Genomic DNA, 25662 nt, shown 5'->3' with positions numbered 1-25662 from the left:
CGACCATGCCCGATACCATTCTGCCCGCCCAACTCGTCGACCTTGCCGAAAAGGTCATCATCGCCAACCGCCGCGCCGGTCGCACCGTCGCAGTCGCAGAAAGCTGCACCGGTGGCCTGGTCTCCTCCGCGCTAACCGAAATCGCCGGATCGTCGGACGTCTTCGAGGCCGGTTTCATCACCTATTCCAATGATATGAAGGCCGAACTTCTGAAGGTTTCGCATGATGTGCTGGACACGTTCGGCGCAGTCTCCATCGCCACCGCCTGGGCGATGGCGCAGGGTGCGCTCAAGAAGAGCCATGCGCATGTCGCGGTCGCCATCACCGGCATCGCCGGGCCGGGCGGCGGCAGCGAGCAGAAGCCGGTCGGCACCGTCGTCTTCGCGCGCGCGGAACGCGGCGGCAGCCCCGACAAGGTCGTGGCCGACATGCATCATTTCGAGGATAATGGCCGGGGCGGCGTTCGCCTTCAGGCGGCGTTGTGCGCGCTCGAACTGCTGCTGCCCGATTCGCCGGCGCCATAAAGCGCCGCAGCGCGCGTCTCGAACGCGCCGATCATCTTGCGCAGCGCCTTGTCGAAAAACTGACCGGCCAGCATCTCGAAAATGCGGTTCTTGAATTCGAACTCGACCTCGAAATCCACCAGCACGCCGCCCTGCCCGTCGTCGCGGAAACGCCATTCATTATGGAGATGCTTAAGCGGGCCGTTGAGATAGTCGACCCGGACATGGTCCGGACGATGCTTGTGGACGCGCGAGGTGAAGCTCTCGCTGATCCCCTTGAAGCCGACGATCATGTCCGCGACCATCTCGCTCTCGCTGTCAGAGCGAATACGGATCGCGCTGACCCAAGGCAGGAATTGCGGATAGGCCGAGACGTTCGACACCAGGTCGAACATCTGTTCCGGACTATAGGGCAGCTGGCGGGTCTCTTCATGTTTGGGCATTCGCCGGTCAGGCCTTCGCGGCGGCCGCCTTGGCCAGCTTCGCCTCGCGCGCGGCGCGCATCTCGGCGAAATCCTTGCCGGCATGGTAGCTCGACCGGGTCAGCGGGCTCGATGCGACCTGCAGGAAGCCCTTGGCGCGTGCGATCGCCGCATAGGCGTTGAATGCGGCCGGGGTGACGAATTCCATCACCTTGGCATGTTTGGGCGTGGGCTGCAGATATTGGCCCATCGTCAGGAAGTCGATATCGGCCGATCGCATGTCGTCCATCACCTGGTGGACCTCCAGGCGCTCTTCGCCCAGGCCCAGCATGATGCCCGACTTGGTGAAGATCGACGGATCGAGCTTCTTGACGCTCTCCAGCAGGCGCAGCGATGCATAATAGCGCGCGCCGGGGCGGATGGTCGGGTAGAGCCGAGGCACCGTCTCCAGATTATGGTTATAGACGTCCGGGCGCGCCTCGACGATCATCGCGACCGCACGTTCATGCTTGTTACGGAAGTCGGGCGTCAGGATCTCGATCGTGGTGCCCGGCGTCGTGCGACGCAGCGCCTCGATCACCTTGACGAACTGGCTGGCGCCGCCATCGGGCAGGTCGTCGCGGTCGACCGAGGTGATGACGATATGTTCCAGCCCCATCTCGGCGGCGGCATCGGCCAGGTTCTGCGGCTCGTTGACATCGACCTTGCGCGGCATGCCGGTCTTGACGTTGCAGAAGGCGCAGGCGCGGGTGCAGACATCGCCCAAGATCATCACCGTGGCGTGCTTCTTGGTCCAGCATTCGCCGATATTCGGGCAGGCCGCTTCCTCGCAGACCGTGTTCAAACCCTTTTCCCGCATCAGCTTGCGCGTCTCGTGATAAGCAGGGCTGGTCGGCGCCTTGACGCGAATCCAGTCGGGCTTGCGGGCACGCTCGGTCGCGGCGGGCTGACCGGGGACGGGGATCGGGGCAATGTCGTTCATCGGCCCCAGATAGCGATGCAGGACCATACTTGCCAGCCCTCTCTTTGTGCGGCACATCAATCATCATGACCGACTTTGCAGACATGCTCGAAGGCTATCGCCGCTTCCGTGACACCGGCTGGTCCCAGCAGCGCGAGCGATGGGACGAACTCAACGAGGGGCAGAGCCCCAAGGTGATGGTGATCGCCTGTTCCGACAGCCGAGTCGACCCGGCCCAGATATTCGACACCAGCCCCGGCGAAATCTTCGTCGTGCGCAATGTCGCCGCGCTGGTGCCGCCGTTCGAAACCAATCCGGGCTGGCACGGCGTGTCGGCCGCGCTGGAATTCGCCGTCCAGGTGCTCAAGGTCGGCGAGATCGTCGTCATGGGCCATGGCAAGTGCGGCGGCTGCAAGGCGGCGCTCAGCCATGACCTCAAGGACGCGCCTCCGGGCGAAGGCGGCTTCATTCATAACTGGATCCAACTGCTCGACGATGCCCGCGACGTGGTGGTGGACCGCTATGGCGACCAGCGCGACCGGGATGTCGAGCGCGCCATGGAGCAGGAAGGGGTAAAGGTCAGCCTTACCAACCTGCGCAGCTTCCCCTGCGTGCGCGCCAAGGAAAAGAGCGGCGAACTGAAGCTGGTCGGCAGCTTCTTCGCCATTTCCGATGGCCAACTCCACATATTGGACGAACAGACCGGCGTCTTCGCCGCAGCCTGACGGGAGGCGCATCATGCCCATGCGGCAGGAAGGGCGCGGCAATATCGCCCTGCTGATCGACGCAGACAATGCGTCGGCGGCCCATTTCGACGCGGTCATGACCGTGCTGGCGGAGCTGGGCACAGTCAATATCCGCCGCGCCTATGGCAATTGGAACAAGGCGACGCTCAAGACCTGGGCGGCACTGTCGGTCGCGCAGGCGATCGAGCCGCAGCAGCAGTTCGACCTGACCAAGGGCAAGAATGCCACCGACATGAAAATGACGATCGACGCGATGGACCTGCTATCCAGCGGGCGCGTCGACGGCTTCGGCCTGATGTCGAGCGACAGCGACTTCACCCCGCTGGTGACGCGCCTGCGCCAGGACGGCATTCCGGTCTATGGCTTTGGCAACGCGAATGCACCTGAAGGCTTCCGCCGCGCCTGCACCCGCTTCATCGACGTCGCGGCGCTGCGCCCGGTCGAGGTACCGGTCGCCAAGCCCGCGACCGCGCCGAAGAAGAAGGCGCCGGCCAAGAGCAGCGCGGCCGCCAAACCAGCCCCCGCAGCGACGCACTTGCCAGCCGCAACGCCTGCGCCCGCGGGCACCGGCGCGGCTGTGGACCCGGAAGTCGTGCGCCTGCTGATTGATGCCTATGACGAGGCGAAGCGGGACGAGCGCGGCTTCGTGGCGCTGGGGCCGGTCGGCCAGCGGGTCGGCAACCGCTCCAGCTTCGATGTGCGCAATTATGGTTTCAAGCGGCTGTCCGATCTGGTCGCCGCCATCCCCAATTTCACCACCGAAGTGCGCGAAGGCGGCCAGACCTGGATCAAGCGGATCCGCTGATGCCGGTCGTCGCCCGTCACCTGATGATCCTCGGCCGGGTGCAGGGCGTCTTCTACCGCAACTGGACGGTCGAGACCGCCCGCAGCTTGGGCCTCACCGGTTGGGTTCGCAACCGGATGGATGGCAGTGTCGAGGCGCTGGTGCAGGGCGAGGCGGACATGGTCGATCGCTTCGTCACGCTGGCACAGGATGGCCCACCCGCAGCAAAGGTCGCGCGGATCGAGGCAGCGAATGCGCCGGTCGAAGCGCTGAACAGCTTCGAGAAGAGGCCCACAGCCTGACGCGCCATGGGGCGCGAGATGGTCTCGACAGAGCAAAGAGCCGATCGGATTTAGGCTGAATGACGGCCTGTAGGACAGCGGAAACATCCGGCGGTCAGCGCGGCAATCGACGCGACAGTTTATTTTCGTCCGAAGTTCACAGTGTCGTCGGGCCATTTCGGGCCTTTTGCCCCTGCCACGCACCCGTGACGCGACACCCACGCGCCAGCGGGGTCATTGCCAGGGTCACCCCCGCGCGCCGCTGACGCGACAGTCAGGCGACAGCAAAACGAGAAAGTTGGTTGAACGGCCGAGATCGGGGCGATCATTCATGGCCCGAGTAGATCAGGATTGGGCAAAATAGGACAGACCCGCCTCGCACGACCGATGGATTTGCGATGATATCTAACGACCAAGAGCGGCGGTAAAATCCCCCCCATGCAAGGTTCGGTAGAGGCGCGCGACTCAGCTGAAGGGACCACGAAGTGGTGGATGGAGGGCTATGACCCTATCGAGAGGGTGACACCCCTCCGTCTGGCCTACGGCCAGCCACCTCCGCTTGTAGGGGAGGACGGTCCGGAAGCGACCAATTGTGGCCATTCATCTCGCTAAATCAAATGCCCATTAGCGGACATCCAATGACGTCTCGCTTTGTCCGCGTTTTGCAATTTGCCACCAGAAAATCGGCAAGGCTGCGAGCATAGTGAATGCCGCTATCCAAAGAGCCACTTCTGGAAATGGGAGATAGCCTAGGTCCGCGAGGGGGAATGCCGCTGATGGTAAGACGATCAGCAGGGCAAATCTCAGAAAGCCTCGAAACGCGGTAATGACGCCGAGTTGCTCAAGAATGCCTAAGCCAGAAAATAGACCCGCCGCAACGATGTAGCCGACCACTTCGTTTCCGATGGCCCAAGCCAATCCGCACACCATCGTTGCGAACAAGATGAAAGTCATGGATAGGGCAAAGCGATTACCAAGCATGACCACTTCATAAATCAGTTACGCTTATCGCGCTATGCCCGCCGATAGCAGGCAGTCCGCTTCCCACCCGAAGTTGCCTTTCCCCTAACCAGACCTCAACAACCTTCTGGTCGACAGGGAGCATCCGACGTCGCCCGAAGCAAGGGCATTTGGCGACGAGCACTATTATTCACTTCCATCGAGCATGACCGCCCCCTCCCCCTTTACCCCAGCCTGCGGATCGGTCAGCCTTGGTTCGTCATGCGCGGCGAAGGGGACGGCGGATGCGAGTGGGTGGAGCGGCGATCATCGGGGCGGCGGCGTTGCTGGCGACGGGACTGGGGGCTGCGCGTCCCGCCTGGCGCTGGTCCGCCCTGCCCGCTGGCGTTGCGGCGCCCGCGATCCCGTCCGACAACGGCATGAGCGCGGCCAAGGTCGCGCTTGGCCGCCGGCTGTTCTATGATCGCGCCCTGTCGGCCGATGGTAGCATGGCCTGCGCCGATTGCCACCAGCAGGAAAAGGGCTTTGCCGATGGCCTGGCCACCCATCGGGGCGTGATGGGCGAGATGGGCGTGCGCAATGTGCCCGGCCTGGCCAATGTCGCGTGGCGCAGCGGCCTGACCTGGACCGAGGCCGGCCTTTCGACACTGGAGCAGCAGGCGATGGTGCCGATGACCGGGACCAAGCCGGTCGAGATGGGGCTGGCACAGGATGATGTCGGGCTGGCCCGGCGGATCGGTGCCGACCCCTGCTATCGCCGGATGTTCGCGGCCGCCTTCCCCGACGCACCCAATGACCTGGGCTTTGCAAGGGTGACTGCGGCTCTTGCGGCGTTCCAGCGGACGATGATCTCGTTCGGCAGCGCCCATGATCGCGGCACATTGTCGCCAGTGGCGCAGCGTGGGGCCAGGCAATTTGCCGCGGCGGGCTGTGGCAGCTGCCATTCCGGGCCGGACTTCACCGACAGCAAGACCCATTATGTCGGCACCGCTGCGCCGCAGGAGGTCGATGCGGCGGCCTATGGCGGCAAGCCCCTGCCGCCGGGCTTCGAGCCGCCGCCCGAGCAGTTCCGCACGCCATCGCTGCGCAACGTCGCCGTCACTGGCCCCTGGCTGCACGATGGCCAGTCGCCGACGATCGAATCGGCGATCCGCCGCCACGCCGCGCCGATGCTGGTCGATGTCGACATGCCCGCCCTGCTCGCCTTTCTCGACGCGCTGACGGACCATGATTTCCTGAAGAATGCCGCCCTGGCCCGGCCGGCCGCGACCTGCCCGATTCCCGCCTGAGTTGGCTCCGCCTGAAAACGCTCGTTCGACGGACAAAAAAAGGGCCAGCCCCGAAAGGCCAGCCTTGATAAGTTTTAGGAGAGGATGCCTGAAAGGCCCGTCCTATGTGCAGCGCAGCGCGTTCTTTCGCAATTGCGAAGGGCGGAACCGGCGTTGCAGATATTGCAACTTCATTACCGCCAGGGCGATTGGACGGCAAAACGCCCGGCATCAATAAGGGACACCGGGCGTTTCAAGCCGTTGTTTCAACGGTATTTTCGAGGGAGGTTGTCGTCAGCCTCCCGATCCGGTCAGCGCGTCAGCTTCTTGTAGGCGAGGCGCGTCGGACGATCGGCGGCATCGCCCAGGCGACGGCGCTTGTCTTCCTCATAAGCCTCGAAATTGCCCTCGAACCATTCGACATGGCTGTCGCCTTCGAAGGCGAGAATGTGGGTGGCGAGACGGTCAAGGAAGAAGCGGTCGTGGCTGATGACCACGGCGCAACCGGCGAAATTCTCGATCGCCTCTTCCAGTGCCGCCAGCGTTTCGACGTCAAGGTCGTTGGTCGGTTCGTCGAGCAGCAGCACATTGCCGCCGCGCTTCAGCATCTTGGCGATGTGGACGCGGTTGCGCTCACCACCCGACAGCTTGCCGACATTCTTCTGCTGGTCCTGGCCCTTGAAGTTGAAGGCGCCGACATAGGCACGGGTCGACATGTCATGGCCGTTGACCTTGACGTAGTCGAGGCCGTCCGAGACTTCTTCCCAGACATTCTTCGACGCGTCGAGATGGTCGCGGCTCTGGTCGACATAGCCCAGACGCACGGTCGAGCCGATGTCGATCTCGCCCGAATCGGGGGTTTCCTGACCGGTGATCAGACGAAACAGGGTCGATTTACCCGCGCCGTTCGGACCGATGACGCCAACGATGCCGCCGGGCGGCAGCATGAAGGACAGATCCTCGAACAGCAGCTTGTCGCCATAGGCCTTGGAAATGCCCTTGGCCTCGATCACCTTGCCGCCCAGGCGCTCAGGCACCTGGATGACGATCTGCGCCTTGCCGGGCGCACGATTTTCCTGGGATGCAACCAGCTGCTCGAACTTGGCGATACGCGCCTTGGACTTGGTCTGGCGGCCCTTGGGGCCCTGACGAATCCACTCCAGCTCGTCGTTGATCGCCTTCTGACGGCCGGTCGCCTCGCGGTCTTCCTGCTCCAGGCGCTTGGCCTTCTTCTCCAGATAGGTGGAGTAGTTACCTTCATAGGGGAAATATTTCCCGCGATCGAGCTCCAGGATCCAGCCGACGACATTGTCGAGGAAGTAGCGGTCGTGGGTGATCATCAGCACCGACCCGGCATATTCCTTGAGGTGGTTTTCCAGCCAGGTGACGCTTTCGGCGTCAAGATGGTTGGTCGGTTCGTCGAGCAGCAGGATGTCCGGCTTCTGGATCAGCAGGCGGGTGAGCGCAATGCGGCGCTTTTCACCGCCCGACAGGCTTTCCACCGACCAGTCCGACGGCGGGCAGCGGAGCGCTTCCATCGCGATTTCGAGCTGGTTGTCGAGCGTCCAGCCATCGGCGGCGTCGATCTGCTCCTGCAGCGTGCCCATTTCCTCCATCAGGGCGTCGAAATCGACGTCTTCCGGCGGATCGGCCATGATCAAGCTGATCTCGTTGAAGCGGTCCAGCTTGTCCGCCATCTCGCGAGCGCCGTCCTTGACATTTTCCAGCACATTCTTGGTCGGATCGAGCTGGGGCTCCTGCGGCAAATAGCCGACGGTGACATTCTCACCCGGCCACGCCTCACCGCTGATGTCGGTATCGATGCCGGCCATGATCTTGATCAGGGTCGATTTGCCCGCGCCGTTCGGGCCGACGATGCCGATCTTGGACCCGCGATAGAATTGCAGATTGATGTTGTTCAACACCGGCTTGGGCGCGCCGGGGAAGGTCTTTGTCATGTTCTTCATGACATAGGCATATTGCGATGAGGCGGACATGGGTTCGCGCAGCTCCAAAGGGTATGGACAGGAAAATTTGCGCCGAATTAGCGAAGGCGGAAGCCATTGGCAAATGGGGTATGTCTGAGTAAGCCTTCAGCCATGCAGAAAATCCGATCGGGCCCGCTCGCCGCCCTGCTCCTTGGCAGCATCTTCACCCCCGCTCTGGTCCAGGCCGCCCCGGCCAGTGACGCGGCGATTCGCGAAGCCGCCCTGAAGGATGATGTCGCCTGGGACATTACCGAAGGGCTGACGACCGAAGTCGGTCCGCGCCCGGCCGCCACGCCGCAGGAAGCACGCGGGCGCGAATGGGCCGCCGCCAAGCTCAAGGCATTGGGCTTCGCCAACGTCCGCATCGAACCCTATAAGATGCCGCTGTGGGAACGCGTCCATGACGAAGCAGCGATCGTCGCCCCCTTCCCGCAGAAGCTGGTCGTCGCGGCGCTGGGCAACAGCGGATCGACCCCGGCCCAGGGGATCGAGGGCGAAATCGCCTATTTCCCGACGATCGCCGACCTGCAGGCCGCGCCGGACAGCGCGGTGAAGGGCAAGATCGTGTTCGTCAGCCATGACATGGTCGCCGCCCAGGACGGGTCGGGCTATGGCTATTATGGTGCCGCCCGCCGCCAGGGCCCCAGCATCGCCGCCAAGAAGGGCGCGATCGCTATCCTGGTGAAGTCGATCGGCACCGATCATCACCGCATCGCCCATACCGGCGTGCAGATGTGGGCCGATGGCGTGACGCCGATCCCGGCCGTGGCCGTCAGCGTACCCGATGCCGAGCAGATGGCCCGCGTCGTGTCGCGCGGCCAGCCGGTCCGCGTCCACCTGACCGCCGTATCGAAGACCGCCAAGGACCAGCCGTCGGGCAATGTCATCGGCGAAATCTCCGGCAGCGATCCCAAGGCCGGCGTCATTGTCGCCGCCTGTCACCTCGACAGCTGGGACCAGGGCACCGGGGCGATCGACGATGCGTCGGGCTGCGGCATCGTGGCCGCCGCCGCGTTGCAGGTCGCCAAGACCGGTACGCCGCGCCGCACGATCCGCATACTCTTCGCCGGTGCCGAGGAAGTCGGCGGCAATGGCGGCCGCGCTTATTATGCCGCCCATGGCAAGGAGCCGCATGCGCTGGTGCTGGAATCGGACTTCGGCGCCGACAAGGTGTGGAAGGTCGACTTCACCCTGCCCGCCGGCCATGAAGCGCTTTCGACCCGGATCGCACAGGGGCTGGCGCCGCTGGGCATCGTCCCGAGCCGTGACAAGGCGCATGGCGGATCGGACATCGAACCGCTGGTCGAGGCGGGCATTCCGGTGATCGACCTGCAGCAGGATGGCACGCGCTATTTCGACATTCACCACACGCCGGACGACACGCTGGACAAGATCGATCCGGCGCAACTGCGCCAGAATGTCGCCGCCTGGGCGGTCACGCTCAACATTGCTGCGAATGCGACAGAAACATTGGGCATTAACTGAACTTTTATAGTAGAGAACGCCCCGTCGCGTGATTCTGCCGCTTCACCGACGTCAGAAAAGCATTGATTTGTGCAGCGCACACGTTAATGCGGGTCGCTCGCGTAGGGTCACATTTGTAACGTGCCAGACGCGGCATAATGCTATGGGAGCCGTACACAATGAAGAAGATCGCTGTTGTTTTCGCTTCGGCCAGCCTGATGGCCCTCGCCGCTTGCGGTGAGAAGCCGGCCAACGAAACCGCGAACGCTTCGAACGCCGTCGTCGAGAACGTTGTCGAAAACGCCGCCAACGCTGCTGACAACGCCGCCAACGCCGCCAACGAAGCTGCTAACGCCGCTAACGTTGCTGAGAACGTTGCGAACGCGCACTAATCTCTGCCACGGCGAGATTTCGAAGGGCGGGCCTATATGGTCCGCCCTTTTTATTTGTCCGCGCAATATATGTGGCCCGACATGATTTTCGGGCATTGACGCCGGCGGCGCTCGACCGCTAAGGCGCGCGTGCATCGGGGAGTAGCGCAGTCTGGTAGCGCGCCTGCTTTGGGAGCAGGATGTCGCAGGTTCGAATCCTGTCTCCCCGACCAACTTTCTCTAAGTCATTGATTTTACGTCTCAACCCTTGCGGGGTGGGATGATTGTACGCACGGTTGTACCCCTCGCTGTACCCCTTGAGGCGGCGGAATGGGATTTCCGAACGTGGCGCTGCGTGGCGGCACCTATTACTGGCGAAAAAAGATCACAGTTGCAGGCATATGCCTAACGCTGTCGTTACCATTGCGTACCGGAAATTTTAATTCCGCCCGCTCTATTGCTTTCCGCTTGGGAACGGCAGTCGAGACATTACGCATGGCATATGGTCAGTCGTCGGGTATGGGTCCCGACAAGCTCAAACGCGTTTTCAGCGACGCGATGCGCTGGCAATTGCAGCGGATACTTGAAGATCAGGCCGGAAGCGGTGCGCCCGCTGGCGAGCACGCCACCACAAACTCCATTCATGCCGAAGCGTGGAGTTTCCTCGCTCGAAACGGGCCAGACGCCAAGTGGTCACTCGATGATCTTGAGCGGCTCGTTGCCGGAGGCTGGAAATTCGTCGATGCGAAGGCGGTCGGCAATGCTGTGTTCGATTATCAGTCGGGCAGCGTGGTTTCGGGTTCACAGTTGCAGAACTATGTCGAACGGTTCGGCATAAGCTCGACACGGGACAATCTCGACCGCATGAAACGTACGGTCTGCGCCGCTCGGGCAGCAGCATGCCGGGAGGCAACGGGACGGTTGTCTGCCGCTGATGACTTTACGGCTGACTGGATTCAGGATGCGTTAGCGGACACGACACCTTTCGCATTCGAGCAGATGCCGGAGAGTGGACCTGAGGGGCACCCCGGGTCCGTGGCGGCGGAAAAGGAGCCGCCGGCTCCGACAGCCGATAATCCGGGGACGACCAGAGCAAAGAAGCTACTCCTCGAGGCAACCGAAGAATGCATCGCACTGCACGAGAGTGAGAAAGCATGGGACACGGTAACCGTGGGTCAGGTCCGAACGGCCTTGCGGCTATTCGACCATGCTTGCGGGCGCGATGTTCACATCCAGGACCTCGAACAGGCACATGTGCAGGCATTCGTGAAGCTATGCAGGGCACTGCCGGGCCGATGGGGCCGCACCGCCGAAGAGAAAGCTGGCGGGATCGCGGCAAGCCTTGATCGAGCGACGCGCATGAACGATGACGACGTCGGCTTGAGCCAGGCTACGATCAACAAGCATCTGACGTGGATCACCGCAGTTCTCGAGTTCGCCGCTGGCGACAATGAGGCGGATGGGCATCGCCCTGCCCAGCCTCTTTCCTTCAAGTCGGCACGTAAGGGCATAGCGCGAAAGGCTCGCCTGCAACGCAAGAGGGATCGCGACAAGCGTGCAAGCTGGAGCAAGCAGGAGATTGCACATCTCCTGTCCGCGCCGGTCTGGACAGGCGCAGCCGGGATTGACCGTCGGCTGGAGCCCGGAACAGACATCGTCCATGACGCATGGTATTGCCCCCATCATTGTACCCATCGATGTACACCTGCTTGATAGAGCAGGCTGTTCATTGACGTTAAATCAGTGACTTAGATATGCATGATGTTCGGTCAGGGATCCTGTCTCCCCGACCACTTTCCAATATTATCAGCCGGATATACGGCGCCGTTGTTACTACTTCAGCGCGACGCCATCGATCGGCGGACATCGTCCGTTCCGCCAGCCATGGCCATGTCGGCCTGAGCCACCGCCTTGCCGATAAGGATCAGGGTCGGGCGATCATCGGCAAAAGCCTGCGTCACCAGCGGCAGGAGATCGAGGCGCGTGCGCAACTGCTGTTCCTGCGGCAGCGAAGCATCGCAGGTGATGAGAGCCGGGGTCGCGCCCGGCAGGCCCGCAGCGATCAGCGCGCGGCTGAGTTCCGGGGCGGCCTCGCGTCCCATATAGACGGCCAGGGTGCAGGCCGGATCGGCCAGGGCATCCCAATCCAGATCCAGGGCCTGGCCCCGGCGGCTGTGCGCCGTCACGAACTGGACCCGGCGCGCAATGCCGCGCAGCGACAGGGAAATGCCCGCCGACGCCGCGACGGCGCTGGCCGCCGTGATGCCGGGGCAGATCCGAACGCGAACGCCGACCACGCGCAGCGCCGTCATTTCCTCGGTCGAACGGGCGAACATCGCCGGGTCGCCGCCCTTCAGCCGAACCACCCGCTTGCCCGCCAGCGCCGCCTCCACCAGCATCTCGTCGATCGCCTGCTGGTCCTTCGAATGGCGGCCCGACCGCTTGCCGACGCTGACCCGTTCCGCATGATCGGGAATGAGGTCCAATATGCCCGGCCCGACGAGCGCGTCGTGGAAGATGATGTCCGCCGCGCGGATCAGCCTTTCGGCCTTGCGCGTCAGCAGGTCGGGATCGCCCGGCCCGGCACCGACCAGCCAGACGTCGCCCGGCGCGATGAGGTCATTCGGCTGCATGCAATGTCTCCTGCGAGGTCTGGGCCAGGATATTGGCGATGGCGGGGCGGCAGGAACCGCAATTGGTGCCCGCACCCAGCGCCTTGCCGATGGCAGGCACGTCGACCAGTTTCTGGTCGCGGATCGCCGCGACGATCTGGTTGAGGCCGATATCGAAACAGACGCAGATGGTAGCGCCCTTATCCGGCTGGCTGCCCGGCCCGCGGGCGGCCAGCACGGTGGCGCCTACATCGTCGGCCGCCAACTGGCCGATCAGCCAGTCGCGCGAGGGCAACAGGCCCGTGCGGGTGACGAACAGCACGCCGGCCAGCCGGCCATCCTGGATGATCGCGACCCGTCGGCTGCCGCGCACATGATCGATCGCCTCGACCCGCTCGCCCCTGGGCAGGCAGGCTTCCAGTCGGGCGGCATCGCCATTGCCGGCCAGTTCATAGAGCGCCCCGCCCGGCACCGCGACCCGCGTGGCCCAGAGGCAGGGCAGCTTGGCGGGCTCCTGCCCGCGCAGGATCAGGAAGCCCTGCCATTGGGTCGAGACCTTCTCGACCGCGGCCGGGGTCGACTTGAAGCCGGGCTGGCCCGAATGCGGATCGACCAGCGGACGCGGCAACAGGCCGGTACGCCCGCCGCTCGATATCTGATCGGTCCAGTGGATCGGGGTGAAGATTTCGCCCGGCCGCTGGCCGTCGCTGATGCTGACGCGGAAGAGGCTGTTGCCCTGTGCGGTCGACACCCGCGCCAGATCGCGATCGGCCAGGCCCAGCGCATCGGCATCCTGCGGGTGGATTTCGACCAGCGGTTCCTCGCGATGGCGGGCCAGCTTGGGCGCCAGACCCGTGCGGGTCATCGTATGCCATTGATCGCGATAGCGACCGGTGTTGAGCGTCAGCGGCCAGTCGCGCAGCGGCCCCTGCAAATCCATTTGCCTCGTCAGCACCAACCGCGCTTTACCGTCCGGAGTGGGGAAATGCCCATCGGCAAAAGGCCTCCCGCCCCAACGGAAACTGTCCATCGCGTCATAGGCGTCGTTGCCGATTGCCGCCTGCGCCCGCAGGTTGAGCAACCGCTGCCCCTCATTCTGATAGGCGGTCATGCGCGCATGTTCGCGCCAGATGTCAGCCGGCCGATCATAGGCGAAGGCGTTTTTCCAGCCCATGCGACGGGCGACCTGGGTGATGATCCACCAGTCGGGCCGGGCCTCGCCGGGCAATGCCATGAACGGGCGCTGGCGGCTGATGGTGCGGTCCGAATTGGTGACCGTGCCGTCCTTTTCGCCCCAGCCGGCGGCCGGCAGGCGGACATGGGCATGGGCGCTGCTGTCGGTGTCAGCGATGATGTCCGACACGACGAGGAAGGGGATCGCCTCCAGCGCGTCGCGCACCCGGCCGGCATCGGGCAGCGAGACGGCGGGATTGGTCGCCATGATCCAGAGGGCCTTGATCCGGCCTTCATCGATCGCGCGGAACAGGTCGACGGCCTTCAGCCCCGGCTTGCTCGCCATCTGTGGCGCGGCCCAGAAGCGGCCGACGCGGGCGACATTTTCCGGCGCAAAGTCCATATGCGCGGCGAGCGTGGACGCCAGCCCGCCAACCTCGCGCCCGCCCATGGCATTTGGCTGGCCGGTGATGGAAAAGGGCGCCGCGCCCGGCTTGCCGATGCGCCCCGTGGCGAGGTGGACATTGATGATCGCATTGACCTGATCGGTGCCGCGGATCGACTGGTTGATGCCCTGGCTGAACAGGGTGACGGTGCGCGGGATCGCCGCGAACAGCTCGAAAAAGGCCTTCAGCAGCGCCGGGTCGAGGTCGCAGGCCTGGGCCGTCGTCCACAGGTCATGGCCGGTGCGGACATGATCCCAGAAACCGTCGGGCGCGTTCACATGATCGGCCAGATAGGCCGGATCGGTCAGGCCCTGTGCGTCGCACCAGGCGAGCAGCCCGGTCATCAGCGCGACGTCGCTGCCGGGCCGGATCGGCAGATGAAGGTCCGCGCCCTCGCAGGTTTCGGTGCGGCGCGGGTCGATCACCACCAGCTTCGTGCTGCGCGCGGCGCGGGCAGCCTGGATACGCTGATAGACGATCGGATGGCACCAGGCGGTGTTGGAGCCGACAAGGATGATGAGGTCGGCCTGTTCCAGATCGTCATAGCTGGCCGGCACGATATCCTCGCCAAAGGCGCGGTTGTGGCCGGCGACCGCGCTCGACATGCACAGGCGGCTGTTGGTGTCGATGTTCGCCGAGCCGATGAAACCCTTCATCAGCTTGTTGGCGACATAATAATCCTCGGTCAGCAACTGGCCCGAGACATAGAAGGCCACGCTGTCCGGGCCATGGCGCTCGATCGTCTCGCGAAATTTCTTCGCGACCAGATCCAGCGCCTTGTCCCAATTGGCGCGGCGCTTGCCGATCATCGGGTGGAGCAGGCGGCCGGTCAGCGCCACCGTCTCACCCAGATGCGTACCCTTGGAACAGAGGCGTCCGCCATTGGCCGGATGCGCCTCGTCCCCCTTGATGATCACCGAGCGCGGCCCGGTCGGCGTGGCGGCGATGCCGCAGCCGACGCCGCAATAGGCGCAGGTGGTGCGGATCGCCTGTGCCATCAGGCCGCCTTTGCCGCGCTGGGCACGGGAATGACTGCCTCGCGCAGCAGGAAGATGCGGCCCGCCTCGACCTTGAGCGGGATGGTGGGCACGCAGCCTTCATCGCTGCCCAGCGCCTTGCCGGTCTTGAGCGAGATGTTCCAATTGTGCAGCGGGCAGGCAACGACCGATCCATGGACGATGCCCTGGCTCAGCGGCCCCTGCTTGTGCGGGCACTTGTTGATCAGCGCGTAGAACTGATTGTCCTGCGTGTGGAAGATGGCGATTTCCTCGCCGCCGCGCACCGGCAGGGTGCGGGCATTGCCCGGCGAGATCTGATCGACGGGGCCGATATCCAGCCAGGTGCCAACTTGGGTGTTCGGGATCATGCGAGCGTCTCCATGGGGCGGACTTCGGCGAGATGCTGGTGCAGTTCGGCGTCCTCGCCGGCGGCGCGACGCGCCCAGGGATCATCCTGCATGAACTGCTGGGAAAAGAGGAAGCGCGCGCGCAGCGCTTCGCGGCCGACATCATCCGCGACGATGCGGCTCTTCACATAATCGACGCCGACGCGCTCGATCCAGGGAGCGGTGCGCTCCAGATAGCGGGCTTCCTCGCGATAGAGCTGGATGAAGGCGGCGCAATAATCGAGCGCCTCCTGCTCGGTCGCGACCTTGCAGAGCAGGTCGGTGGCCCGGACATGGATGCCGCCATTGCCGCCGACATGCAGTTCATAGCCGCTGTCGACGCAGACCACGCCGAAATCCTTGATCGTCGCCTCCGCGCAATTGCGGGGGCAACCGGAGGCCGCGATCTTGAACTTATGGGGCATCCATGACCCCCAGGTCATATGCTCGATCTTGACGCCCAGGCCGGTCGAATCCTGGGTGCCGAAGCGGCACCATTCCGACCCCACGCAGGTCTTCACCGTGCGCAGCGACTTGCCATAGGCATGGCCCGACACCATGCCGGCCGCATTGAGATCGGCCCAGACGGCGGGCAGGTCTTCTTTCCTGATGCCGAAGATATCCAGGCGCTGGCCGCCGGTCACCTTGACCATCGGGGCGTTATATTTTTCGACCACGTCGGCGATCGCGCGCAGTTCCTTGGGGTTGGTGAGCCCGCCCCACATGCGCGGCACGACCGAATAGGTGCCGTCCTTCTGGATATTGGCGTGCATGCGTTCGTTGACGAAGCGGCTGCGCTGATCGTCCTGATACTCACCCGGCAGCGCGCAGAGCAGATAATAATTGAGCGCCGGACGGCAGGAGGAACAGCCCTCCGGCGTCGACCAGTTCAATTTCTGCATGACTTCGGGGATCGAACGCATGTCCTGTGCCACGATCTCGCGACGGACATCGTCATGGGTGAAGCTGGTGCATTTGCACATCGTCTTCGGCCCCGACTGAACATCCTCGCCCAGCGTCAGCGCGAGCAGGGTTTCGACCAGGCCGGTGCAACTGCCGCAACTGGCCGACGCCTTGCAGGTGGCGCGGACCGCATCCAGGCTGTGCGCACCCTTGGCGATGCACGAGACGACCTGGCCCTTGCTGACGCCGTTGCAGCCGCAAATCTCGGCTTCGTCCGAGAGCGCTGCAACGGCCGCCTTAGGGTCCAGCGCGCCCCCTCCCGAGGCGAAGGCCTGGCCGAAGATCAGCATGTCGCGCATGTCGGCGACATTCTCCTCGCGCTTGAGGAGATCGAAATACCAGCCGCCATCGACGGTATCGCCATAGAGGACCGCGCCGATCAGCTTGTCGTCCTTGACGATGACCCGCTTGTAGACCCCGCGCGAGGCGTCGCGCAGGACGATATCCTCGCACCCCTCACCGCCGGAAAAGTCCCCGGCGGAAAAGACGTCCAGCCCCGCGACCTTAAGCTTGGTCGAGGTGACCGAGCCCTTGTAGCCGCTATGCTGATCGGTCAGGCCGTCGGCCAGGCTGCGGCACATGTCCCACAGCGGCGCGACCAGGCCATAGACATTGCCGTCATGTTCGACGCATTCGCCGACCGCCAGCACATCGGGATCGCTGGTGACCATATGATCGTCGACCTGGATGCCGCGATTGACGGCCAGGCCGGCGTCGCGGGCCAGCGCGGTCGCGGGGCGGATGCCGACCGCCATCACCACCAGACTGGCCGGGATTTCGCGACCGTCCTTCAGCCTTACGCCCTCGACCTTGCCATCGCCATAAATGGCTTCGGTATTGGCGCCGGTCAGGATGGTCTGGCCGCGTCCTTCGAGTGCGGTCTTGAGCAGCCAGCCGGCCGCCTCGTCCAGCTGCCGCTCCATCAGCGTGTCCATCAGGTGGATGACGGTCACCTTCATGCCGCGCAGGGTCAGGCCATGGGCGGCTTCCAGGCCGAGGAGGCCGCCGCCGATCACCACCGCGCTGCCGCCATCGGCAGCGGCGGCGAGCATGGTGTCGACATCCTTCATGTCGCGGAAGCTGATGACGCCGGGCAGATCCTTGCCGGGCACGGGAATGATGAACGGATCGGAGCCGGTCGCGATCAGCAGCTTGTCATAGCCGATGGTGCGGCCCGACTGGCTGGAAACGGTCTTCGTGGCGCGATCGATGGCCTTTACCGGATCGCCGGCGATCAGTTCGATGCCATTGTCGGCATACCAGGCGGCGTCGTTGATGACGATCTGCTCGAACGTCTTTTCGCCCGCCAGCACCGGCGAAAGCATGATGCGGTTATAGTTCACATAAGGTTCGGCGCCGAAGATGGTGACGCGATAGCGCCCCGCATCGCGGGCCAGCAATTCCTCGACCGCGCGGCAGCCGGCCATGCCGTTGCCGATGACGACCAGATGCTCGCGTGCTTGCCCCAAAGGCGGCAGGACATTGTCCTCATCCTGCGTGACCGGGTCGATCCCGTCCTGAAAGTCCATCCCCGTTACTCCAGAAAAGAAAAAAGCCGCCATCCAGACCCTCGGGGATTGAAACCCGAGAGTCTGGATGGCGGCTTTGCCATCATCTAGTGCCTTGCCGATCCTACCCTGAACCGTCGCAGCGATGTGAAGCGGGACATCCTTGTCCCTTGCAGTGCAGCATATGGGGAATCGCCCGAACGCTCAAGCGATTCCTCTCATGGCTTTTCAATCAGATGCTCCAGTCGGCCTGAAGCCACAATTTGTCGGTATCGGTCGCCATCGCTCGCGCATCATAATGGGCGTAGCGCACCGACAGGGCCGTCCTGCGTAGCTTCGCAGATGCGATCAGATCCCACTCATTGCCATAATGCTGGTCGAGCCGGTCGCTCTCGAACCGGTGCCAGGTGGCGGCCAGTGCGACGCCCGACAGCGGCCCTATCTGCTTCCAGCCATAGCCGGTGCCAACATAGAGGTCGCGCATGCCGTTGGCGGGCGTGGTCAGGAACTTGTCGGCCCAGCCCTGGAACTTGAAATTGGTGCCAAGCGGCGTCTGGAAGCTGGTGAGCGCCGTGCCATGGCTGGCGCCCAGCACCTCATAGCCAGCATTGAGCTTCCAGCCATGCAGGTCGAGCGTCGCATCCGCCAGCCAGTAATCAGCGGCATAGTCATTGGGATTCCGATGATAGTCCGACTGACGGGCATAGCTGAGCTGATAGGCGATCTTGGCCGATCTTGAGAGCGGCTGGCTGCCCGCCAGACGCACGCCATAGGTCTGGCTCGATAGGCGATAGGCCTGCACCGCCGCCTCGTCCTGATCGACCAGATAGGCAAAGCCGCTGAGCGTGCCCAGCGGCGTGGCATAGGAAAGATTGGCGAGGATATTGTCGCCGCTGACCGCCTGCTGGCGCGCGCCCTTGCCCTGAAAGCCCCAGATGGTCCGCACGCTCCACGCATAGGAAACATCCAGTTTCAGCCCCTGGGCCGGGGTCAGTTCGGCACGCACCGCATCGAAGGTCTGGCCATTGTCGCGGAAGGCGACATTGCCGACGAAGCGCTCATCATCCAGCACGATCTTCTGCCGTCCGCCGGTCAGGGTCAGCCACTTGGTCCGATATTGCAACTGGGCGATATAGAGGGCGACATTCTGCGGATCGGCCACCAGCGGCTTGGTCGCTGCATTGTCGAAACCGTCGAAATAACGGTCGATGACCGCCAATGTCCCCTGCCCCACCAATGTCGCCGACAGCGCGCCGCTGCTGGCCGTCAGGCCGGCGCGGGCCCGGAAGGTCAACGCATCGGCCTGCTGCGCCAGGCCATCCTGGTCGACATGTTCGTAGCGCAGTCGCGCCTCGGCGACCGGTTTCAGGTCGATCTGCTGGGCGCAAGCGGGCCCGGCGACGGCCAGCACGGCCGTCGTTGCGAGAAGATATTTCATGGATGATCGTCCCCCTCGGACGGAAAGAGCGTGGCTCGGGGCGGCAGTCCTCAAAGGAGGCCGCCGCCCTCCTCTCCAACTCAGATGCGGGCGCCGCTGGTCCAGTTGGCGCGCCACTTCGCCTTGACCAGCGCCACGCCCAGCAGGGCCAGCACGGCAAGACCGGCGAAGATCAGGAAGCCGGGCGCGAAGCTGCCGGTCAGTTGCTTGGCAAGGCCGAGCGAACTGGCGAGGTAGAAGCCACCAATGCCGCCGGCCATGCCGACAAGGCCGGTCATCACGCCGATTTCCGCCTGGAAACGCTGCGGCACCAGTTGGAAGACCGAACCGTTGCCGGTGCCCAGCGCCAGCATGGCCAGGACGAACAGGGCCAGCGCGCTGGCCAATGTTGTCGCCTGCGACACGCCGGCCAGCGCCAGCGCCGCGACGACATAGACGATCATCAGCGCCTTCACGCCGCCAATCCGATCCGCCAGCGCGCCGCCCATCGGCCGTACCAGCGACCCGGCGAAGACGCAGGCTGCGGTGCAATAGCCCGCGATGATCGGGGTCAGCCCGAACTGGTCGGTGAAATAGATGGGCAGCGATGCCGCCAGTCCGACGAAGCCACCGAAGGTCACGGCATAGAAGGCCATCAGCCACCAGGCATCCGCCGTCTTGAGCGGCTCGAAATAATCGACTAGCCGCTTGGCCGGCGGCGCGTTGGGCGCGTCCTTGGCCATGATCATATAGGCGACGAAGACGATCGACAGCGGGATGCAGGCAAGACCCAGCACCGCATTCCAGCCAAATGCCTTGGCCAGCATCGGCGCGAACAGCGAGGCCAGCACCGTGCCCGAATTGCCCATGCCGGCAAGGCCCATCGCCTTGCCCTGATGCTCGGGCGGATACCAGCGGCTGGCGAGCGGCAGCGCGATCGCGAAGCTGGCGCCGGCAAAGCCCAGGATCACGCCCAGAACCAATGTGCCGCCGAAGCTGTTGACGCCCATCAGCCAGGCTAGGAACAGGCCGGCGATGACGATGATCTGGCTGATCGCGCCCGACCGCTTCGGGCCGATGCGATCGACCAGCAGGCCGTTGACGACACGGAGCAACGCGCCAGCGAGCGTTGGCGTCGCCACCATCAGCCCCTTTTCCGCGGGCGTCAACGCCAGCGTCTTGGCGATCATCGGCGCCAGCGGCCCCAGCAAGACCCAGACCATGAAGGCCAGGTCGAAATAGAGAAAGGCAGCAATCAGGGTCGGCGCGTGGCCGGCCTTCCAGAAGCTTGTCGTGGCGGTGGCCGATGCGGCCTCCCCTTCGCGGTCCCAATAAGCAGTAGCCATGATGCGTCCCCCAACCAATGGAATTGGAAACGAAAAAAGCCGCAGGCCGGACGCGCGCACTCATGGCGTGGTCCGGTCAGCGGCTTTGCTGCGAAAAATGGATGGAATGGCGATCCCACCCTTGGGACGGCGCATTCGTCTGGACGCGCCTCGTCGCGCGGTCCTTTATCTTATCCCGTAGAATGGATTATGTTGCAAGGCACAAATTCGCCCTTCATTTCAACGGAGCGGCGCAGAATCCCTCAGGAAATCCTCGATCCGTTCGGGGTCGAAGATTCGCCCGTCGAAAAAACGATCCGGGCCAAGCGTCAGGTCGCCGCGATGGGCACCGACCGGCATCGGGGTCGTGAGCGCCCCTTCCAGTTTCATGCTCGCCCCCGGCATCGGCAGGCCGCTATCGGCCAACGCCCGACGGAAGATGTCGGGCCGAAAAACGGCGGCGGCCCGCGCCGCACTTTCCGCATCATGGACAACCATGCCCCAGCGGACCAGCTGCGAATAGATCCACAGCGCCTGGCTGCGCCAGGGGAAGGCGGTGGCTTCGCGCGCGAACAGCATGAAGTCGGGATTGACGATCGGCGCATCGCCGAGGCGCGCCACGATCCGCCCCGATAGCGCGCGCAGGATCAGGTCGGCCGGCTGATCGACATAGCGCGGGTCGGACAGGAGATCGGCGAGCGCCTCATGATGCGCCGGATCGTCGCACCATGCGGCCGCTCGCGCCAGCGCGCGCAGCAGGCAATCGACCGTCTCCGGGTTCGCCTCCAGCCAGTCCTGACGAAAGGCCAGAACCTTTTCCACCCCGCGCTGCCAGATGCGTTCGCCGATCGCGACGGTTTCGGCGAGCCCGGCCTCGACCGCCGCGCTGCCCCAGGGTTCGCCGGCGATGAAGCCGTCAATTTCACCCGCCCGCATCGCCTCGACCGTCAGCGAGGGCGGCAGCACGCGCAGCACGACATCCCTATCGGGATCGATGCCCGCGCTCGCCAGCCAATAGCGCAACATGATCGCATGGCTGGAAAAGCGATGGACGACACCGATCACCGGCTTGCGCCGCCACAGGCCGATCGCGGCGGCAAAATCATGGGCAGTGCCCAGCGGGTCGGCAAGCCGCCGGGCGATGTCCGGTTCCAGTGCCTTGGCGAAGTCCGGTGCCATCACCAGCATATTGCCGTTGACGTTGAGCTTGTAGGGCGCGGCCAGCGCGGCGGGCTGCTGGCTAAGGCCCAGCGTGACCGCCACGGCCAGCGGCGCCAGCATCTGCGCGCCCTGCACCTGGCCATAGACCAGCCGGTCGCGCAGCGTCGCCCAGCTGGTGGTCCGCACCAGATCGAGCGCGATCCCTTCTTCCTCGGCAAAACCCCGTTCGCGCGCAACCGCCAGTACGGCCACATCCGTCAGCGGCAGAAAGGCTATCCGCAGCAATTCGCTCATATGCCCCCTCCCAGCAGGTCGCTGGCGGTAATCAACGCCTGCGCCACATCCACGATCTTCTTGCCCTGGTTCATCGCGCTCGACCGCAGCAGCGCATAGGCATCCTGCTCGGACAGGCTGCGCTGATTCATCAGGATCGATTTGGCCCGGTCGATGATCTTGCGGTCGGCGAGCGCCGTGCGCGCCTCGTCCAGTTCCGACTGCATGCGGGCGAAGGCATTGAAGCGCCGCACCGCCAGTTCCAGCACCGGCTTCACCCGCTCCTTGCGCAGGCCGTCGACGACATAGGCCGACACGCCAGCATCGATCGCCGCGCCGATCATCGCATCATCGGACTGATCGACGAACATCGCGATCGGCCGCGCAAGCGCGCGGCTCACCGTCAGCATCTCCTCCAGCGTGTCACGACTGGGGCTGCCAAGATCCATCAGCACCACATCGGGCGCCATCCGCTCCAGCCGGGCAACGAAGGCGCCGCGGGGCGGGACGATATGAATATCGTCATAGCCCGCCTCACGCAGCCCTTCTTCCAGGACCGTCGCTCTCAATCCGCTGTCGTCGATGATGACAATTCGCATGGCGCCCCTTTGGATACGCCCATAGCAGCAGTCCGACGGCTCAGGTCAATCGAAAGCGAACGGCAATCCCCGGATCATTTCCGCATGCCGCCGGCGACGATGTCGTCCACGTCATGGATGACGCCGTTCATCATCACCTTCTTCACCTTGAAGGTGTTGGCGATATCGGCGCGCGGATCGCCCTCGACCAGCACGATGTCGGCCAGCTTGCCGGCCTCCAGCGTGCCCGCATCCAGGTTCAGCGCCATGGCCGGATTGACGGTCGCCGTCTGGAGCGCCTGGAACGGCGTCAGGCCGGCATCAACATAGGAGGAAATCTCCGCATGGAGATTGGTCGAAATCATCGTGTCCGTGCCGGCGACCACATGCGTACCGGCATCATACATCTTCTTGAGACTGACCTGCATGCCGCCGAACATCGGCCGGATCATCCCTTCCAGCGGGCTGCGTTCCGTAATCGATTTTTGCGCCCAGATCGGGAACAGCTTGATACGCGGGTCATTCATATAATCAGGATGCTTGGCGAGATAGCCTGACAGTGCCCCGAACATGGTCGGCGTCAATGTGCGACCGCTGCGGCCGAACAACTGGACGACATCGTCATAGGCAATACCCAGCGGCCCCTGCTTTGGCGAATAGCCACGCCGGCTGGTCGCCCCCAGATGCTCGGTGCCATCGACGCCGGTATAGGCGGCAGGGAAGATTTCATGCCCCGAAACCGGCACACCCATTTCATGCGCCGCCTCGACGATGCGACGCTGGCCGAAATCGGTCATCCGCACATAGCTTTTGAGCAGATCATATTTCAGCGCCTTGGCCCGCGCCAGTTCGCGCTCCAGATGGGCCGGGCCAGAGACGGCGACGCCCATCTTGTAATAGACACGCTGCCATTCCAGCAGCGGGCTCGCCGTATAGAAGCGCGGGCTGAGGCGGATGCCGGCTTCGCTCGCCTCTCGATCCTCGATCGCGTCATAGACCATGGTGCCGGGGTCGCGCACCGTGGTGATGCCATAGGCCAGCCAGGCCCGTTCCAGATTCGACCCGAAATCCTTCTGGATATGGGCGTGATATTCGATCAGGCCGGGGATGGCGGTCAGGTTGGGGGCATCGACATAGTTTGCCGATGCATCGCGCCGAGACGGATCATGGGCGCGGATCTCAGTGATACGATTGCCGTCGATCACGATATCCTTGTCCAACTGGGTTTCGTCTTTCACGGAATCGACCAGCTTGCCGACATGAATGATGGTGCGCCCGGTGGGTTTGGCCAGCGTGTAGTTCAGCGTCAGCGGGACCGGCGCCACCACCCCGGTTTCCAGATTGACGGTCTTCATGCTGTCATCGGATTGGAAGAGGATCGTCTTGCTGTCCCCGGTCCAGGTCGGGAAAAAGGCGGTATCGGATGCCAGTGCTCGCGGCGGACCCAGCGGTTTGCCATCCTTGTCTACCGGCCATATCTTCAGCAGGCCTTCGTAGATGCCTGCCATCTTCGTGCCATCGGGTGACCAGACCGGCCCGCTGCCGCTGCGCGTGTCGAGCGACATATTGTCTTCGGGGATCTGCCAGAACGGCTCGCTCTTGCCGTCCGTGGGGATCATGTAGACCTGGTTGGTCCCCTCGCGGAAGCTGCCGGAAAATTTGTGCGAAAGGCTGATGACGACATATTTGCCGTCGGCCGACCAACTTGGGCTGCCCGGCTGGCCCAGCGAGGTCTGGAGACGCGTAACCTGGCCGGTGGCGACATCCACCATGCACACGCCCGCAACACCCCATTGGCCGTCAATGTCCAGGAACGCGATCTTCGTACCGTCGGGCGACCAGGCCGCGCCGAGCGGCTGAGTATCCATATTGACGATCTGGCGATCCTTGCCGGCGGCAAGGTCACGGATGAACAGTTCGGGCAGCCCACCGTTGCGATCGGAGGAATAGGCAATGCTCTTGCCGTCCGGCGACCAGGCCGGGTCAGCATCCAGCGCGGCGTCCTTGGTCAGATTTTCAGGCACGCCCCCCTTGGTCGAGACAAGATAGAGATCGCCGAGCGCGACGAAGGCAATTTTGCTGCCATCCGGCGAAATCCTGGGATGCATGATCCCCAATGCCTTGCGCGGCGCGGTGGAATCCCAATCGCGCTTGGCGCGCGTATAGCGGGGCTTGGTCGCTTCCAGCGTGGCCGCGAAATCCACCATGGCCAGCTTGCCGCCGGTCCGGTGATGGATCTTGCCATCAGAGACATAATGATAGCCATTCTTGCTCCAGGACACGCGAAATGGCGCGACCACTTCGGAACCACTGACCGTCTGGCCATCGATCTGGAGGTAGGAGCCCTTGGGATCGGACGCGATATAGGCCAGTTGACCAGTCGGCCCGTAGGATGGCGCATCGAGCCGCATGCCGTCGATCGCCTTGAGCGGGCTTTCCTTGCCATCCGCCAGGCTGGTGACGAACAGGGCCCCCTTCATCGCATTTTCCTGACTGGAATAGGCGATCTTCGTGCCATCGGGCGACCAGGTCGGCATGCGATCTTCAAGCGGGCCCTTGGTAACCTGTTTCAGTTGACCGCTGGCCAGATCGATCGTCCAGATGTCATAGCTTGTCCCCGAACGATCGGATGAAAAGGCAATGTTCTTGCCGTCTGGCGAGAAGATGGGCTCCCGATCATCATAGGCGCCATTGGTCAGCTTCTGCGCGTCGGTGCCGTCGGGCCTGATCGTCCACAGGTCATAGCCGCCATCGCGATAGGCGAAATAGGCCAGATGCGATCCATCCGGCGCCCAGACCGGCTGGCGCGCATCCCAGAAATAATCGGTGATGCGCTTCGCCTTGCCGCCCTTGGCCGGCATGATCCACAGACTGCCCTGCAGGTCGATGGCGAGCCATTTGCCATCGGGTGATGCCGAAACGGACATCGACGTGCCTTCATGCACATCGAAGGCGATCGGGGTCTCGCCACCGGGCGGGGGCAGATTGGCGGGCTGGGCATAGGCCTGGACGGCGCCCGCCGACAACAGGGCCAGCGACAGAAGCTTGAAGGCAGATTTCATCGGATCGATCCC

General features: G+C 63.8%; 21 protein-coding genes and 1 tRNA gene. 9 read left to right on the top strand and 13 right to left on the bottom strand.

The window, feature by feature from the left end; translation table 11 throughout:
• Window positions 1-5 precede the first annotated feature (5 nt).
• Window positions 6-524: a CinA family protein gene (locus AC0KVN_RS07770; protein WP_435566590.1), complete on the top strand. Its 519-nt coding sequence runs from the start codon at window positions 6-8 to the stop codon at window positions 522-524.
• Here AC0KVN_RS07770 and AC0KVN_RS07765 read toward each other — a convergent pair.
• Window positions 470-946 (bottom strand): type II toxin-antitoxin system RatA family toxin, encoded by a 477-nt coding sequence (locus tag AC0KVN_RS07765; RefSeq protein WP_010339373.1) that lies wholly within the window; start codon window positions 944-946, stop codon window positions 470-472. The genes AC0KVN_RS07770 and AC0KVN_RS07765 overlap by 55 nt on opposite strands.
• A 7-nt stretch (window positions 947-953) precedes the next feature.
• Window positions 954-1934 carry a lipoyl synthase gene (lipA, locus tag AC0KVN_RS07760; RefSeq protein WP_435566589.1) on the bottom strand — a complete coding sequence of 327 codons (981 nt, stop codon included), beginning with the start codon at window positions 1932-1934 and terminating at the stop codon, window positions 954-956.
• Between the two features lie 38 nt (window positions 1935-1972).
• Between lipA and AC0KVN_RS07755 the strand changes: the two genes are divergently transcribed.
• Genes AC0KVN_RS07755 through AC0KVN_RS07745 form a run of 3 tightly spaced genes read left to right on the top strand, consistent with a single transcriptional unit; the run spans window position 1973 to window position 3718 of the window.
• A complete protein-coding gene (locus AC0KVN_RS07755; protein ID WP_037519738.1) occupies window positions 1973-2611 on the top strand; it encodes a carbonic anhydrase in 639 nt (212 codons plus the stop codon).
• A 13-nt stretch (window positions 2612-2624) separates the two neighbouring features.
• The gene (locus tag AC0KVN_RS07750) at window positions 2625-3437 is read left to right on the top strand and encodes an NYN domain-containing protein (RefSeq protein ID WP_010339376.1); all 813 of its coding nucleotides are present in this window, start codon (window positions 2625-2627) and stop codon (window positions 3435-3437) included.
• The gene (locus AC0KVN_RS07745; RefSeq protein WP_435566588.1) at window positions 3437-3718 is read left to right on the top strand and encodes an acylphosphatase; all 282 of its coding nucleotides are present in this window, start codon (window positions 3437-3439) and stop codon (window positions 3716-3718) included. The genes AC0KVN_RS07750 and AC0KVN_RS07745 overlap by 1 nt, the downstream gene beginning before the upstream one ends.
• Before the next feature lie 603 nt (window positions 3719-4321).
• Here AC0KVN_RS07745 and AC0KVN_RS07740 read toward each other — a convergent pair.
• Window positions 4322-4678 carry a hypothetical protein gene (locus AC0KVN_RS07740; protein WP_037517970.1) on the bottom strand — a complete coding sequence of 119 codons (357 nt, stop codon included), beginning with the start codon at window positions 4676-4678 and terminating at the stop codon, window positions 4322-4324.
• A gap of 263 nt (window positions 4679-4941) precedes the next feature.
• On the opposite strand from AC0KVN_RS07740, the gene AC0KVN_RS07735 reads away from it, so the two are divergent.
• Window positions 4942-5946, top strand: a complete 1005-nt coding sequence (locus tag AC0KVN_RS07735) for a cytochrome-c peroxidase (RefSeq protein ID WP_435566586.1) — start codon at window positions 4942-4944, stop codon at window positions 5944-5946.
• 290 nt (window positions 5947-6236) lie between these two features.
• On the opposite strand, the gene ettA is transcribed toward AC0KVN_RS07735, so the two are convergent.
• Window positions 6237-7922: an energy-dependent translational throttle protein EttA gene (gene ettA, locus AC0KVN_RS07730; RefSeq protein ID WP_483656042.1), complete on the bottom strand. Its 1686-nt coding sequence runs from the start codon at window positions 7920-7922 to the stop codon at window positions 6237-6239.
• A gap of 102 nt (window positions 7923-8024) precedes the next feature.
• Between ettA and AC0KVN_RS07725 the strand changes: the two genes are divergently transcribed.
• The 4 genes from AC0KVN_RS07725 (at window position 8025) to AC0KVN_RS07710 (ending at window position 11461) form a co-directional block, all read left to right on the top strand.
• Window positions 8025-9398, top strand: coding sequence for a M20/M25/M40 family metallo-hydrolase (locus AC0KVN_RS07725; RefSeq protein ID WP_435566585.1), 1374 nt, complete (start codon window positions 8025-8027; stop codon window positions 9396-9398).
• Window positions 9399-9556: 158 nt separating this feature from the next.
• On the top strand, window positions 9557-9769 hold the full coding sequence (locus AC0KVN_RS07720; protein WP_004212530.1) for a hypothetical protein: 213 nt from the start codon (window positions 9557-9559) through the stop codon (window positions 9767-9769).
• Between the two features lie 135 nt (window positions 9770-9904).
• A tRNA-Pro gene (locus AC0KVN_RS07715) sits at window positions 9905-9981 on the top strand.
• A gap of 97 nt (window positions 9982-10078) precedes the next feature.
• Window positions 10079-11461 (top strand): hypothetical protein, encoded by a 1383-nt coding sequence (locus AC0KVN_RS07710; RefSeq protein ID WP_435566584.1) that lies wholly within the window; start codon window positions 10079-10081, stop codon window positions 11459-11461.
• A 125-nt stretch (window positions 11462-11586) separates the two neighbouring features.
• On the opposite strand, the gene cobA is transcribed toward AC0KVN_RS07710, so the two are convergent.
• From cobA to AC0KVN_RS07665, 9 genes are all read right to left on the bottom strand, one after another.
• Entirely contained in the window at window positions 11587-12381 is a 795-nt protein-coding gene (cobA, locus tag AC0KVN_RS07705; protein WP_435566583.1) for a uroporphyrinogen-III C-methyltransferase, read from the bottom strand.
• Window positions 12368-14977 (bottom strand): molybdopterin-dependent oxidoreductase, encoded by a 2610-nt coding sequence (locus AC0KVN_RS07700; RefSeq protein WP_435566582.1) that lies wholly within the window; start codon window positions 14975-14977, stop codon window positions 12368-12370. Before AC0KVN_RS07700 ends, cobA begins: the two co-directional genes overlap by 14 nt.
• Window positions 14977-15345 carry a nitrite reductase small subunit NirD gene (nirD, locus tag AC0KVN_RS07695; protein ID WP_037518142.1) on the bottom strand — a complete coding sequence of 123 codons (369 nt, stop codon included), beginning with the start codon at window positions 15343-15345 and terminating at the stop codon, window positions 14977-14979. Before nirD ends, AC0KVN_RS07700 begins: the two co-directional genes overlap by 1 nt.
• Window positions 15342-17855 (bottom strand): nitrite reductase large subunit NirB, encoded by a 2514-nt coding sequence (gene nirB, locus AC0KVN_RS07690; protein WP_435566581.1) that lies wholly within the window; start codon window positions 17853-17855, stop codon window positions 15342-15344. Before nirB ends, nirD begins: the two co-directional genes overlap by 4 nt.
• A 211-nt stretch (window positions 17856-18066) precedes the next feature.
• Window positions 18067-19272: a hypothetical protein gene (locus tag AC0KVN_RS07685; RefSeq protein WP_435566580.1), complete on the bottom strand. Its 1206-nt coding sequence runs from the start codon at window positions 19270-19272 to the stop codon at window positions 18067-18069.
• An 80-nt stretch (window positions 19273-19352) separates the two neighbouring features.
• A complete protein-coding gene (locus AC0KVN_RS07680; protein ID WP_010339140.1) occupies window positions 19353-20597 on the bottom strand; it encodes a nitrate/nitrite transporter in 1245 nt (414 codons plus the stop codon).
• A 219-nt stretch (window positions 20598-20816) separates the two neighbouring features.
• Window positions 20817-22031: an ABC transporter substrate-binding protein gene (locus AC0KVN_RS07675; RefSeq protein WP_037518132.1), complete on the bottom strand. Its 1215-nt coding sequence runs from the start codon at window positions 22029-22031 to the stop codon at window positions 20817-20819.
• Window positions 22028-22609, bottom strand: a complete 582-nt coding sequence (locus AC0KVN_RS07670; protein ID WP_004212504.1) for an ANTAR domain-containing response regulator — start codon at window positions 22607-22609, stop codon at window positions 22028-22030. Before AC0KVN_RS07670 ends, AC0KVN_RS07675 begins: the two co-directional genes overlap by 4 nt.
• 74 nt (window positions 22610-22683) lie before the next feature.
• Complete coding sequence (locus AC0KVN_RS07665; RefSeq protein WP_435566578.1) at window positions 22684-25650, bottom strand: amidohydrolase family protein; 2967 nt, start codon at window positions 25648-25650, stop codon at window positions 22684-22686.
• Between the last annotated feature and the right edge of the window lie 12 nt (window positions 25651-25662).

Source organism: Sphingobium sp. SG1 (genome assembly GCF_057063145.1).
The sequence above is the reverse complement of the archived record's forward strand: the minus strand, read 5'-3'. Positions and strand labels throughout refer to the sequence as shown.